This window comes from Paenibacillus arenilitoris, from assembly GCF_014705655.1.
Lineage (GTDB): Bacteria > Bacillota > Bacilli > Paenibacillales > Paenibacillaceae > Pristimantibacillus > Pristimantibacillus arenilitoris.
In genome coordinates, this window is the sequence record NZ_JACXIY010000042.1 from 1 (window position 1) to 14505 (window position 14505).

Here is a 14505-nt window from a genome sequence, read left to right on the forward strand (position 1 = left end):
GGAACGCTCAATCTTACGCTTCGATCCACCGGAGATAATGGTGGAGGAACGGTCTATGTAGATGGTGTAACGCTCTACTACGGAGAGGAAGACTTTGAAGCGCCTACGGCACCAAAAGGATTTAGAACTATCAAAAATACATCAAGTAAAATTCAGTTTAACTGGGATATGTCAACAGATAATAATGAGGTTCTAGGTTATGAAATATATCTAAACGATAATTTTTTGGGTACAACTACAAATAGTAGTTATACAGCAAATAATCTATTAGCTCGGAGTTGGTATAAGTTCTCAATTAGAGCATTTGATGATGCAGGAAATTATTCAGAACTAGTTGACTTTAAAGCAGCCACATTCGGTGCGAACTTGGTTAGTAATGGCGGTTTTGAGGAGTATAGTCAGTTAAATGGTGTTGGATCATATTGGAGCTCAAGCGTAAGAAATGGCGCTGTTGCTGACTTGAAATTAGTTCACGCACCTGTAATTAATGGGCAAACTGCTCAGAAAGTTCAAGGGTATGGCATTCCTAATGCAGACAGAATCAAGGTTAGCCAGGAGGTAGAGGTTCAACCCAATCTTCCATTCACGTTTAAATCTAATGTATATGTTGAGTCAATAGCAAACAGTAAGTTCGTATATTACATTGATTTTGCTGACGAGAATGGCGACTGGATAGATGGGATTGCATTAGAAAGAACAACAGGAACCGGAGGGTATGTACTTCTAACAGCTTCAGGTATTGTGCCTGAAGAAGCAAGAAGCGCTACTATAAATATTGCGCTTAGAGCAACAGGAAATGGCGGAGCTGGAACAATCTATATTGACGCTGTAGAGTTCAGTTATATTAATAAAGCTACTTATCGCTATAACGAAAAAAATCAATTGGAATCAATCAGTTATAGTGATGGTACAAGGATTTTGTATACGTATGATTCCAATGGGAATTTAATTCAAATAAGAAGGGAAGAAACATAGAACGTTAATTTTCATCAAGCCTTAGGATGATTAAACTAAATCATCCTAAGGTGTATTTTCAGAGCGACGAAACGGACTAATCTTGGGAAAAATTCTACAAAAGGAGACTTTTTTTTGAAAAATAAACGTGTAATTTCATTAATAGTTCTATTTGTATTGCTATTTACTAGTTTTGATCTAACTGCGTTTGCAGAGAAGAAAGATAAGGATAATGGCAAAAGAGATTTTATCGTGAAATTTATCGACAAAGTCAATGTAGATAAAGAACTAAAAGGGAAAAAACTTAAAAAAAAGTATAAGCATGCTCCTTTAGCCTCTGTTGAACTCACAGAATCTGAGTTGCTTCAACTAATTAAGTCTAATACAGTGGAATACATTGAAGAAGATACGGTGATTCAGCTACCTACAACCGACGTTACGAGCGAGCCTATTATTGAATCAGAACCAAAAGAGAATGTTGCGTCTGTTGGAAATCGTGAGGCACAAGCCAAAGGTATTGATGGAACAGGGATAAAAATAGCTGTGTTTGATACAGGAATTACGGCTAATGATTCAATTCATGTCGCAGGCGGTGCTTCATTTGTTGAGGGTACCAAAGAATACAATGATAATAATGGTCATGGTACCTATATTGCCAGTCTTATTTCAGGCAAAACATCGGAATTTCAGGGGATTGCTGTGGGAGCAGAACTCTACTCCGTAAAAGTGTTAGATGATAATGCACAAGGTACTTATAGCCAAGTTATTGAAGCCATTGAATGGGCTGTAGACAACAATATGGATATCGTAAACATGAGCTTCGGGGCTGATGTTTATTCGAACGCTCTTGCGGATGCGATGAAGTATGCGTATGACAATGGTGTACTCTTAGTCGCAGCTGCTGGTAATGATAGCGATAGTTTAATTGATTATCCAGCGAGATTTCATTCTGTCATTGCTGTAGGAGCGGTCGATCAAAAACATATCCGGGCTTCCTTTTCAAATATTGGTACTGAACTGGAACTTATGGCATCTGGTGTAGACGTCGCGGGTTTAGATTCAAATGGGAAGACAGTCTTAAAAAGCGGCACTTCTTCATCTACTGCAAATGTTTCTGCCATAGCAGCATTGTATTTACAGGCATTTCAAGGAATTTCGAATATGGAAGTGCGGGAACTGTTAAACACTTCAGCCATGCCAATTGGAGATGTCTCTGAGTATGGAAACGGTCTAGCTCAATTTACGCATCAAGTAGACCAAACAGACAATACATTAATGTCTGAGGAAGAAGAAAATGAATGGATCAAACAAGAAATAGTCAAGCAGGAAGACAAAGCGAAGAAAAGAGAGCGAGCTAAGAAAGAGCGGGAAGAAAAAAAGAAGAAAGAGAAAAAAGAGTACGAACTCACTGGTAAAAAAACAGAAAACGTTATAAAGCAAGCAGAGGAAGAACAAGAACAGAATCGTCCAGATGCATCTCAGCGTGAGTTGTCCGAGCGTATTCAACGTAAGCTGGATAAACTCGAATCTAAAGAAAAGCAGCAAGAAAATGAATCGACCGTGACGCGTAATATTGATGTAATTGCGAATGAATGGGGAGTTTCAGTAGCAGAAATTCAAGTTCAGCTAGATAAAGGCTTTACATTAGAGGAAGTTGAGACAGCGATTCGCCAACAAAAACAAGAAAGGAAGAGCACAACCTTAAGCGGATCTTTAGAAAAAAACAAAAAAACACAAGTCAATGAATCTGAAAAAGCAGAAAGCGAAATTAAATCTGATGTTGGAAGTCTTGATTTGAAGACAGCCAACGTATTTAGTGCTTCTTCCGCTCCTCCTGATCCAGAGGTACCTAATCTGGATATGCTAAAGTTGGAAACTGGAGAGGCGCCTTATCGGGTAAGTTTGGAGAATGAGAGTGTTTCGACGCTTTCAGGTTCGCTTTCAGTTTCTGAATCAGACTTATCGCTTCCGGGTAGAAATGGGAACGGCTTTACGCTTACACGCACTTATGATTCCAATAACTCACAATTTTACGATATGGACGTAGATACGGTATCGAGTACGGTCAATGACTATTACGTCATAATTAGCGGCAGCGAGAGATATTGGAAGACAACCTATTATCTTTCTTACTATCAAAGGCAAGTTGCAAACAAGTATGCATGTTCCGATGGTCGTTTTATTACGACAGTCAGCGATTCGAACATCGGCCATGGATCGTCTTCTTATAATACACAAGCTGCAAGAGACGCTGCCTCGAATAGTCTATCGGCCAACCCGACCATTATCGATAGATCTGACTGTGCAGCATATGACAGATATAGAGTAACTTCTTACACCCTTTATAAAACATCATCCAGCTCCGTGGATGTAATTGGAAATGGAACGTATAGCAGATACTTAGGACCGTATGCTACTCAAAACCAGGCAAATACTGCGATGCAAAGTGTAACAGTGGGTGCAGCAGATTTCTCAACGTATCCGAGCGGCAATCCAAATGATGTGCAAATTGCAATCACTAGAACTATTCAAGGTAAAAGCATTCATACAGAGCCGAGAAATAGTTATTATTATGTTAACCGTTTAGTTGATGCGAAAGAAGAGAAGAAGTTCCCGATTGGGAAAGGCTGGTCTTGGAATATTCCGTACTTAACGTTTGACAGAGGGACCTACGTACATTTTGCAGGAGACGGGACTTATAAAGTCGAGAACCAAACACTTAAAGGTTATCTTTATAAGGATATTCGATTAGTTTCAGATACGACAGTTACTGTTAACGGTACACAGTCAGCATATGCCTTGAAGTTTCGTGCAGGTGAGAAACAATATTTCAGTTCAGATGGATTATTGTTGCAAATATCTGATGCGTACAACAATCGTACTCAATTCAAGTACGCTAATGTGAGCCCGTATGGTAAAGTTCTAACTTCTATTACTGACGCGATTGGTAATGAAATTACTATAGGATATACTTCTGATCAAGTAACGCTAACACTAGGCGATCGACAAGTTGTTTATAAGAAAACTGTTCAAAACAACAAAGAATTGCTGACTCAAGTCATAGATCCGATGAATCGTGTGACGACTTACGATTACCATATTGCAAATGCGAGTTTTAACCTGTTAGGTTCAAATCCGGTTACAAGTAATCCGTATGCTCTGTTAACAGGAGTAACGCATCCGACTGGAGCAAAAACCATATATGAGTATGAGGGGGCACCAGTAAAACGGTACACCAGTTCCAATTCAGTTAATGAAGCTTATCGGATTGCAGTTCGAAAGGATAGTATCACCTATAGTGATAGCACTACAGAAGAATTCAATCGAGCTGCTTTCCTTTATCCGCATGACATGGGGAGCTCATATAATCAAGACTTTACATTTACGACGAAACTTATGCGAGGACCAGTTGAGTCTATCTACACGTATAGGAAAGATTATATTGACGATACAACAGCGCCGATGTTCTATAACACAAAGATTGAAGCATCAGATCTGGCATTGAAGCGAGTTACGGAACATACGTATGATGAAGCAAATCGTAATCCATTACCAATTTCGACAACAAATTATTTTGTATCAGGTACAGGACAATCTACAAAAGTTACAACTTCCGCACAATATGATACGTGGGGGAACCTCATTAGCGAAACGGATCCATTAGGAAATCAGTCGACCTATGAGTATGATGGGACTTCCCATTTGCTAACATCCTCCAAAACGCCTGCTGGAGTTGGCAAGAGCCTTTACATTCAGCTAGTCCGTAATTTGCAAGGTGATATCACCGACTATGTGGTGCGTGATAACCATGCTTCGGGTACATTATTGCGTAGAAACACATATGATTACGATACATTCGGTAACATCAAACAAACGAAACAGCATGGCACAGATCGTATTGCACTGGTAACATTCACCTATGATAATTTATCGGCATTTCCTGTTAAGGCATCTTATTCGTATACGGATGCAGACGGAGTTGCTCAAACCAGCGATACCGAAGCGACATACGATACGTTAACCGGTGAAATGAAAAGTTTTAGAGATGGAAGAGGGAATTTAACTTCTTATTCCATAGATAAACTTGGTCGGACTATTCAGGTGACGAACCCCGATCAGACTACTATTTCGGTAGTATATGATGATATTAATAACCAAGTTACAACAACGAACGAGGCAAACAAAAAATCGGTTACAAAATTTAATGCTGTCGGACTTCAAATAGAAGCAGGAATCTATGAAAATGGAATTTATGTTTCGAAGTCCAAAGCGGGTTATGATTCTCTGAATCGGAATATTTGGGTAGAAGAATCAACAGGAAACCGCACTTTGTATGCATATGATAACTGGGACAGGTCAGTAAAAGCGACTAATCCTGATGGTACGTTCAGCACTATTAGTTATGATGAGTTATCATATACTAACATTGCAACTGATGAAGAAGGGAATGCAACATTAAACAAGTACGATCAATTTGGAAGACTGCTATTCACTCAGTTGCAAAAAAATGGAGCATACTATACAGCTCAATCGTATTCTTATGACGAACTTGGGAGGGTTATTTCTACACAAGATGCATTGAATCATATCACGAATAATTCATATGACTCGCTTGGTCAATTGACGAGCGTAACAAATGCGAAACAAGAAACCACCTCTTATCAATACGACCAATTCGGAAATTTGACAGCGCTTGTGTATCCAGATGGAAGTAAAGTGTTAAAACGATATGATGAGCTAGGTCGTTTACAGTCACAAACCGACCAACTTGGTAAGATCAAAAAAATTTATTATGATGCTGCAGGCAATATGAATAAGTTTGTTGATCGCAAAGGGATTACGTTTACCTATTCATATGATACTCGGAATAGACTGACAAACCGCATTAGTCCAAGTGAGACGATATCTTACACGTATACAGTGGACGGTCTGAGGAAATCAATGACAGACCAAACCGGGACAACTTCGTACTCGTATGATGAAAGTACCGGTGAATTAACTGGACAGACTTATCCAGATAATAAAGAGATCTCGTACACGTATGATGGAAGTGGTAACTTAACTTCAACGGCAGGGCCTTTCTCACACTTAACATCGTATAAGTATGATAATGTCAATCGGATGCAAACGGTGATGGCGGATTCACAACAAAGCGCCTCCTATTCTTATTTAAAAAATGATAAAATTGACAAGATCGAATATGCTAATGGAATATCATCAGAATTCACATTCGATGGACTGCTAATGACCCAAATGCAGCATAAGAAACAGGATGGAACGGTTTTGAATTCTTATTCCTACAGCTTCGATTTAACTGGAAACATTACGCAACGTTCAGAGAACGAGACGACACATGATTTTAGTTACGATGCATTGGGGCGTGTAGAGACAAATACTCAATATAATGAGACTTATGAGTATGATGTAAAGGGCAACAGAGAAACAATAGTCTCGGATGCTTTGCCAGATTTAGAAGAGGCATACTATGAATATGATGATTGGAACCGTCTTACGAAAGTAACAACTAGCGAAGGGGTTATTACCTATAAGTATAACGGTGACGACCGTATGGTTGAGCGAAGTGAGAATGGTGAGACAATTCGATACTATTGGAGTAATGACCGGATTGTAGCTGAAGGTGTTGTTCAAGATGGAGTTGTTTCAGAAAAGGCAACCTATATATATGGTCTTGGTTTGCTAGAGCAAATTGATGGAGGGAATTCCAGTCGTTCCTCATTCTTAATGAATGGCCATGGTGATGTAGTTGAATTGCGTGATATGCAGGGAAGTCTACAAAATCAATACACCTACGATATTTGGGGCAAACCATTAACAGCATCTGAAACCGTTGATAATCCATTCCGTTACTCAGGTGAATATTGGGATGACAGTGTAGATCTTCAGTATTTAAGAGCACGTTGGTACGATCCGAAAATTGCAAGGTTTATTAATGAGGATACGTATGAGGGGAAGATTAGTAATCCTCTAAGTTTGAATTTGTATACGTATGTAAGCAATAACCCATTGAGATATACTGATCCTTCAGGAAATAAACAATTAGCTGAAGGAAGTGGCGGCGGATTACCACTTATTCCGTGGTACTTTCCTCCACCAGCGGTAAAGTATTTAAAAGATGCACTGGAAGTTGGTTTTAAAATTGCTGCAACTTCTATTGCTACCGCAGAAACTGTAGGAAACAAGAAAAGAAAAAATGATGATATTATTCTTTATCACGCTACAAATAATGAATCAGTTGACTCCATTCTAGCTGGTATAGACCTAACTGCTGGAAGAGTAAATCTTGATTTTGGACAAGGATTTTATGTAACAACAAATGCAAATCAAGCTGAAGAATGGGTTCAAAGGAAGTTCGATGGAAACGGAGCTGTTATGGCATTTGCAGTAGATAAAGATGTATTTGATGATTATAACGGTAAAACTTTTAAAAATCTGAAAGAACTTTCTGAGTTCGTTTATAAATGCAGGAATTCTGACTGTAATCATGAGTATGATTATGTATCGGGAATGTATTTGACTAATCCTTACACTAGGGTGAGATCAGTTTTAAATGGAAAAAGAGTAACTACGAAAGTACCCACAAAAAGAGAATTCTATAGTTTTACTGGTCAACAGATTAGTATCCACAATCAAGATTTAGCAGATCAAATCTTAGAAGGGTATGTTGGATCCAGGTATTATTAAATAGCCACTCGGAATTAGAGCTGGGCTGAAGAGCTAAATTTGGGAAGAGAGAGCGTAGAGAGCTGGAAAACTTGGAAGTTGAAAACCAGTTTCAAAAATAGGCAGACTTCGCCAATTTTTGTAGGGACATTTTCGAAAAAAATCAGGCGGCTTTCTGGCAAATTAAAGGCTTCAATTGGTCCCACTCGTCTTTCTGGCTAAACATACCAGGCATCCATGTGCTGGCAGATCATAATGCCGTAGAGGCGCATGTACCACATCATCGTGGAACGGTGGCGACCGGATTCCAGTTTGTAGTCGATCTTCTCCTGCTTGTTAGAGCGTTCGACGGATGTGCGGCGTTTGTAGATGAGCTTCCACTTCTCAGAACCGCGAACGGTCTTCGGGAACAACCGGAGGTTATCGCTGCTATGCGTATGGTACGTTCGGCCGTACTTCGTGCTTGAACAATTGCAGGAAGGCGAGCATCTCCATTTACGACGGTTCTGAGATTTGTCGAAACCGTTCGGCTTCATTTTGTTGCCGCTCGGGCAGATCGGAATGCCTTCTGGAGAGATTTGAATGTCGCTGGCTGTGGCCATGTTGTTCTTGGTCCGGTTGTTGAGATCGATGAACGGTTCGATGTGTTGGTGGTCAAGCAACTGGTAGATCGCCTCAGCATCGTGTGCAGCATCGAGGAGCATTTTGTCTGCTGTGCCCAAGGAGAATCGTTGCTTGAATTCAGCCGAGCTGACGACCAGGCTGACGGCATCATGCCGCGAGGCAGACTGCAGTCTGGGATACAGCGGAAATCGTGTTTACTGTCCGCCGCAGAGATCATGTATAGGTGGTATCCGTTGAAGTACTTTTCTCTGGCGCTGTCCCATCCCGAGTTGCAGTCGGGCTGGGAGTAAAAACGAAGATGGCTGCATTCAGCTTTGCCGAGGGCACGACAATTGCAAGTCGGTTTGCTTCGGGGATACGCCGATGTGACAAGGGCTGTCCCATCGCCTGCGACGGTCATCGCAGAGAGATCCACGAGTAAGCCAAGCTGAGCAGATACGGTAAGAATCTGCTCTTGGAAGAAGGTAAACAGACGATCAGCTGGCAACGCCGTCTCCAGATGTGAATGATGCAGAATCCACTCCACGAGACGCTTAATTCGTCCAGTCGAAGTTGTCGGAGCTTTTTCGCCCTTTTTTCCTTTTTGGGTTTGCGTTTTCGCTTCGGCAACTGCTGAGGCTTCAGGTGCTTGGACGCATCTAGCCAAAGGCGTTTGAATAAGTCGTAGAAGGTGCCGACACCGGGGATGTTGTCAGAGGTAAAGGCGCTAGAAATTTGACCAAAATTTTCTTGAATTTTTCCCCGAATGAAATAAGGAATTAATTGAAAAAACCTGCTACCGGAGTAGGAGGTAAGCAAATGGATGGTTCGAGGAATCCCTTGTCCCATCTGCCTCAGCGAATGCCGAGAGGCTATTTTAAAAATAGGAGTGAACTATAATGAAAGGAAATTTTGATTTTAAAACTAATTTGGAAACAGAAATTTTTTGTCTGGAAATTGCATTGTGTATGTCTTCAATTTATAACATAACAGAAGAAGAGGCGGTGGGACGAGTAAGTGAGTTTTGGTCAGGTCTGGATTTAACAAGGGAAGATGACATGATTTTTCACGAATCAACAGAGCACTGGGCAGGTCATATCTATTTCGAAGATCAGTTCTGGTGGAAGAAGGATGTGAGTCAACTTGCTCCTAGAAGATATCCAAAAAAGAAGAGTTAAGTGAGAGATTATTATTCAAACCACCACATTGTTTGTACAAACCTTTGTCATTTTCTTTATCACAACGACTCGTGGTGGTGAACCTTTAATCTGGTCATTTCAGCATGACGATCGACAACAAAAATTACCATGATGTTAGCGACAAAGACCGCCAACTTAACGAGGCGGTCTTTATTCATCCCCAACACACGTCGAGGATCTTCATGCCCCACGGGATCGGATCAGTGAGTTTCAAACTCATTTGTTCCAGCCGTACCAACGTCGCGATGGTTGGCTGGAGGAGCCGTGATCCAAAAGTATAAAGACCTATTGTTTGGTCATTGCGCCGTCAAGTAGCAGTACAAAAAAACTCTAAGTTATGCGGCGATCGATTCCTGGTATCCACCTGGGAGAGATCGCTGAATTTGCAGATATTGCTCGGCGACTTCAGAAGCGGCTTTTCTCTCGAGAACGTGTCAATACTAAGAGGCATTCGTCCGCGGAAAGCGCGCAGAGTGATCCCAGACGAAGAATGGGAAGACTACTTCAAGAATAATGCCGTCCCGGCCGTCCGGGACGAACCGCTCGCGGACATGCCCGCGAAAAGCCCCCTCCTCCGGCGCATTGCGCCGGCCGCTCTCGTCCTTTGGTCCGGTAAAAAAATACTAGGGGCGGTGTCGATTCGGCTCAGCAGCGTGTTTAAAGGAATGAAATAATGATGTTTTTAGAAATCGGCGCTATTTTTTCGGATGAAAAAGCTCGATTTTTATTTTTTTTCATATAAAAAAACCGTTTTCATGAATGGCGGCGATTATTACCGACGGATGCAAATAATGTCGAATGACACGGTCGCGTCAGCAATTTCCGGGACATCGGCCAATAGTCCCGTTTCGGGCGGACGAGGCATGGATTTTTTTGCATAACTGGAAAAGCGGAAGAAAATTGGAAACGGAAACATCCTTTATTTAACAAGGGCAGCAATCGGTTTATAGCTATACTGAATGAGTCTGGAGGCGGATTGGCCATAAAAGTACATAAAGCGCTTTCAGCTGACAAAATTATCATTTTCGCACGCAAAAGCGGATTTGTTAATAAATATTAAATGGTTAAATTAGGAGCGAATTCTTATGAAAACCGTCTGCAAAATGAGAAGGAAAGGCTAAATGACAACATGTCTTTATTCCCTCAAGAATTGCGATAATCTATGGCATACTAATCTCAAAGTTGAAGCTTGGCACAAAAAAAACATTATTTTTTACTAATATTAAAACTTCCTAATTATTGTTGTGTTAAATGTCGATTTGTAGCAATCTGAACTTACCGGAGGGGACGGAAATTGTAAGTTTGGAAATGGAGGATTTCGTCTATGGAAGTTTCGAATCAAGAGCAGAAGCGCGTAAGGCTGAAGCAATTTTTGAAAATATTATCCGAAGATCCTTCACTGGCAGGCGGGGAGAAGCTGCAGAACGCCGGTTCGCTCGCCGACCTCCTTGTTTACACCGGCTATTATCCAAGAAACGACACCGTAGACATGGCGAAGGTCGTGTCGCTGCTCCTAAAGAAATTGGGTCACGAGGCTGGCTCGGAAGACATGGTGGAGCATGTCATTAACGGAGGAACGGTAGAGGAATTTATGAACAAATGGAAGGTAGGGGCGTCGGGGTAAAGGAGAAAGGGTGGAGGCGGTCGCTTCTATGCCATTCTCATGCCCGGAAGTTCTCGTTTTGAATAACAATTATCTATATGTATTCATTAGGAATAATTCAGGACGAGTCGAAAAAAAGAAAGATTTAATGAGCAATGGAGGAGACCTTGTTGGAATTAAAACAATATTGGAATATCGTCAAAAGAAGGCTGCTATTAATTGCACTTATGATTATCGTCGTTTGTTCGGCCGTAGGCATTTACTCCTTCTTATTCATCAAACCGCAGTATACGGCTTCCGCTACGCTGATCGTCAATGACTTCAAGGACAGCGCCGAGCTGCTTCCGAGCATAGACGCAGGCTCCATTACCTCCACGATCGGGCTCATCAAAACCTACAAAGAGATCGTAAAAACGCCTAGCATGATGAAAAAAGTGCTTAACGAGTATCCGGATCTTGCAAACTCATACAGCGAGCTCAGCGGCAAGGTTAGCGTAGGCTCGGTATCCGAAACGCAAATTATGACCATTACCGCACGAGAGGACTCCTACGAGAAGGCGGCCAATATCGTCAACGCCGTTGCGACCGTCTTTCAAAAATCGGTTCCCGAGCTGATGAAAATCGACAATGTTTCCGTATTGGACCAGGCCGATCCGACCGAGAAGCGCGGCCCGGTGGCGCCGAATCCAATCATGAACATTGCCGTTGCCTTCATACTGGCCGCGATGGCGGGCATAGGCCTCGCTTTCCTGCTGGAGCATTTGGATGACACGGTCAAGAACGAAGAAGACGTCGAGATGCTGCTTGGCGTTCCGGTGCTGACCTCGATTCCGAGGTTTAAAGAAAGCGACGCCGCCGAACGAGGCACCACGACGACGATGACGCGAGGAACAGGGAGGGGTAGCAATGTCTCGCTTGACACGTAAATGGAATCTCATTACGGAACGAAATCCGGGTTCGCCCATCTCCGAAGGGTATCGTCTGCTGCGGACGAACATCGAGTTTGCGACGAACGACGATAAACCGCAAATCATTATGGTCTCCTCGTCTGAGCCGGGCGAAGGAAAAAGCACGACATGCGCCAATATGGCGGTCACATTCGCTCAAGCGAACAAACGGGTGCTGGTGATCGATGCGGATTTGCGAAAACCGGCGCAGCACTACATCTTTTCCGTGTCCAACCATAAAGGCTTGACGACCGTCTTGTCCACCCGGCTGGAGCCGCAGGAGGTCATCCAGCGGACGAGTACGGACAATCTGTCGGTTCTCGCCGCGGGCCCGACGCCTCATAATCCGTCGGAGCTGCTGTCGTCGAAGGAAATGGGCGGCCTGCTTGAGACGTTGAGGCATGCCTACGACCTTATCATTATCGACACCCCGGCGATCATGTCCGTTACGGACGCTCAAATCGTTGCGGCGCAAAGCGACGGCGTCGTTCTGGTCATCGACTCGGGGAAGGTGAAGAAAGAGGTCGTGCTCAAAGCGAAGGCCTCCCTCGCGCATGTACAAGCCAATCTGATCGGCGCCGTACTCAACAACATTAGCCGCAAACAAGCGGATTCCTATTCCTATTACTACAAAGCCGGCATCAACGCTTAGCGTCATTACATCAAGCAATAGCTGAGTTGGAACGGAAGGTAATGTCTCCTGCACCTCTATCACCGGAGGCACTCGGTCATGCTGTGGGTCAATCGACCTTAGACGTTAATCGTCAAGGGCGTGACGTGAGGGGGGGTTAAATGCCCCGGCAGTTTTATTATTACGCTTTTTTCTTCGGATTTTTTACTAAAAATCCGAGCTATGCTCTCAGGGACAAGGAAAGCATAGCTCGCATTTTTAGCGTCTCGATAAAATGCGATCAAAAAAAAATAGAGGATAGGGTGAAGTCAATTGAAAAAAGTGAGAAAAGCCATTATTCCTGCTGCGGGACTCGGTACCCGGTTTTTGCCGGCGACGAAAGCAATGCCGAAAGAAATGCTTCCTATCGTTGATAAGCCCACCATTCAATACATCGTAGAAGAGGCCATCGAATCGGGCGTGGAAGACATCATCGTCGTGACGGGCAAAGGCAAGCGAGCGATCGAGGACCACTTTGACAGCGCGTTTGAGCTGGAGTATACGCTCGAGAACAAAGGAAAGCTCGATATTTTGGAAAAAGTAAGAAAATCCTCCAATGTCAACCTCCATTATATAAGGCAAAAAGAAGCGAAAGGGCTTGGCCACGCCGTATGGTGCGCCCGCAATTTTATCGGGGACGAGCCGTTCGCCGTTCTGCTCGGCGACGATATCGTAGAAGCCGGCACGCCTTGCACCCGGCAGCTGATCGAGCAGTACGAGCTCACGCAGCGTTCGGTTATCGGCGTGCAAGCCGTTCATGCGGATCAGACGGACAGATACGGAATTGTCGATCCCGGCGAGACGATGGGCCGCCTGTATCAAGTGAAACGTTTTGTGGAGAAACCGCCGAAGGGACAAGCTCCGTCCAACTTGGCCATTATGGGCCGCTATGTACTTACCCCGGAAATATTCGAATACTTAGGCCAGCAGGAAATCGGCGCCGGCGGAGAAATTCAGCTGACCGACGCGATCCAGAAGCTGAACGTGGATCAAGGCGTTTACGCCTACGATTTCCAAGGCAAGCGCTATGACGTGGGAGAAAGACTCGGCTTTATTATGACGACCGTCGATTTTGCGCTCCGGAATAACGAACTTCGCCATCAGCTCCTGACCGAGCTTGGCGAATTGTTGGAAAGGGAGCACGGGAAGCAATTGATCGGAATAGGAGGTGAATAACGACGATGCAACCGCAGTACCGCGAAGAAGTCGCACTGAATACGCCTAGCGAATATCGATTTTCCTTGAATTCGGTATTGAAGAGAACCATTGACGTAACCGGTTCGCTGCTAGGCTTGATTCTGCTCAGCCCGTTGTTCGTTATCATTGCCGTTCTGATCAAAGTCGAGGATTCGAAAGGCTCCGTCTTGTTTTATCAAACGAGAATCGGCAAGAACGAGAAGCCGTTCCGGATGTATAAATTCCGCTCCATGGTAAGCAACGCGGAAGAAAAGCTGAAGGAGCTGCTCGCCCAGAACGAAATCGAGGGCGCCATGTTCAAGATGAAGAACGATCCGCGCATTACGAAGGTCGGGAAGTTCATCCGCAAGACGAGCATTGACGAGCTTCCGCAGCTGATCAACGTGCTTCGGGGCGAGATGTCCCTGGTCGGCCCGAGACCTCCCCTTGTCAGGGAAGTCGCGGAATATACCGACTACGACAAGCTGCGTTTGACGGTTAAACCCGGCTGCACGGGTCTATGGCAGGTAAGCGGCCGCAATGAATTGAGCTTTAAGGAAATGGTCGAACTGGACTTGAAATATATTCAAAATCGGAGCGTCGTGTTTGACTTGATCATCATACTCAAGACATTCAGAGTGCTCTTTGGGGCAAAAGATGCTTTCTAAGGCG

9 protein-coding genes and 1 pseudogene are annotated in these 14505 nt (G+C 43.6%); 9 read left to right on the forward strand and 1 reads right to left on the reverse strand.

All coding sequences use genetic code 11. The features are described 5' to 3' along the window. Both IDH41_RS26485 and IDH41_RS26490 read left to right on the forward strand, forming a co-directional pair. Positions 1 to 975, forward strand: a 975-nt coding sequence (locus tag IDH41_RS26485) for a fibronectin type III domain-containing protein (protein ID WP_397328630.1), incomplete at its 5' end; no start/stop codon positions are given. Between the two features lie 114 nt (positions 976 to 1089). Continuing rightward, entirely contained in the window at positions 1090 to 7656 is a 6567-nt protein-coding gene (locus IDH41_RS26490) for a S8 family serine peptidase (protein WP_190866565.1), read from the forward strand. Between the two features lie 197 nt (positions 7657 to 7853). Here the strand turns inward: IDH41_RS26490 and IDH41_RS26495 are convergent, their stop codons facing one another. Next, on the reverse strand, positions 7854 to 8357 hold the full coding sequence (locus IDH41_RS26495) for a hypothetical protein (RefSeq protein ID WP_190866567.1): 504 nt from the start codon (positions 8355 to 8357) through the stop codon (positions 7854 to 7856). A gap of 780 nt (positions 8358 to 9137) precedes the next feature. Between IDH41_RS26495 and IDH41_RS26500 the strand changes: the two genes are divergently transcribed. From IDH41_RS26500 to IDH41_RS26525, 7 genes and pseudogenes are all read left to right on the forward strand, one after another. Then, the gene (locus IDH41_RS26500; RefSeq protein WP_190866569.1) at positions 9138 to 9416 is read left to right on the forward strand and encodes a hypothetical protein; all 279 of its coding nucleotides are present in this window, start codon (positions 9138 to 9140) and stop codon (positions 9414 to 9416) included. A gap of 190 nt (positions 9417 to 9606) precedes the next feature. Next, positions 9607 to 9719, forward strand: a pseudogene (locus IDH41_RS32305) (transposase); the annotation flags it as partial. A gap of 1042 nt (positions 9720 to 10761) precedes the next feature. Further along, positions 10762 to 11061 (forward strand): hypothetical protein, encoded by a 300-nt coding sequence (locus IDH41_RS26505; protein WP_190866571.1) that lies wholly within the window; start codon positions 10762 to 10764, stop codon positions 11059 to 11061. A 149-nt stretch (positions 11062 to 11210) separates the two neighbouring features. Beyond that, positions 11211 to 11966, forward strand: a complete 756-nt coding sequence (locus IDH41_RS26510; protein WP_190866573.1) for a YveK family protein — start codon at positions 11211 to 11213, stop codon at positions 11964 to 11966. Further along, the gene (locus IDH41_RS26515) at positions 11947 to 12639 is read left to right on the forward strand and encodes a CpsD/CapB family tyrosine-protein kinase (protein ID WP_190866575.1); all 693 of its coding nucleotides are present in this window, start codon (positions 11947 to 11949) and stop codon (positions 12637 to 12639) included. Before IDH41_RS26510 ends, IDH41_RS26515 begins: the two co-directional genes overlap by 20 nt. A 291-nt stretch (positions 12640 to 12930) precedes the next feature. Then, positions 12931 to 13833, forward strand: coding sequence for a UTP--glucose-1-phosphate uridylyltransferase GalU (gene galU, locus IDH41_RS26520; protein WP_190866577.1), 903 nt, complete (start codon positions 12931 to 12933; stop codon positions 13831 to 13833). A gap of 5 nt (positions 13834 to 13838) precedes the next feature. Further along, positions 13839 to 14501, forward strand: a complete 663-nt coding sequence (locus tag IDH41_RS26525; protein ID WP_190866579.1) for a sugar transferase — start codon at positions 13839 to 13841, stop codon at positions 14499 to 14501. The last annotated feature ends 4 nt before the right edge of the window (positions 14502 to 14505 follow it).

What these genes read in the sequence shown, in the direction of transcription:
- IDH41_RS26505 (WP_190866571.1), top strand. Translation starts at nt 10,762, where the DNA reads ATGGAAGTTTCGAATCAAGAGCAGAAGCGCGTAAGGCTGAAGCAATTT.
- IDH41_RS26525 (WP_190866579.1), top strand. Translation starts at nt 13,839, where the DNA reads ATGCAACCGCAGTACCGCGAAGAAGTCGCACTGAATACGCCTAGCGAA.
- IDH41_RS26500 (WP_190866569.1), top strand. Translation starts at nt 9,138, where the DNA reads ATGAAAGGAAATTTTGATTTTAAAACTAATTTGGAAACAGAAATTTTT.
- IDH41_RS26515 (WP_190866575.1), top strand. Translation starts at nt 11,947, where the DNA reads ATGTCTCGCTTGACACGTAAATGGAATCTCATTACGGAACGAAATCCG.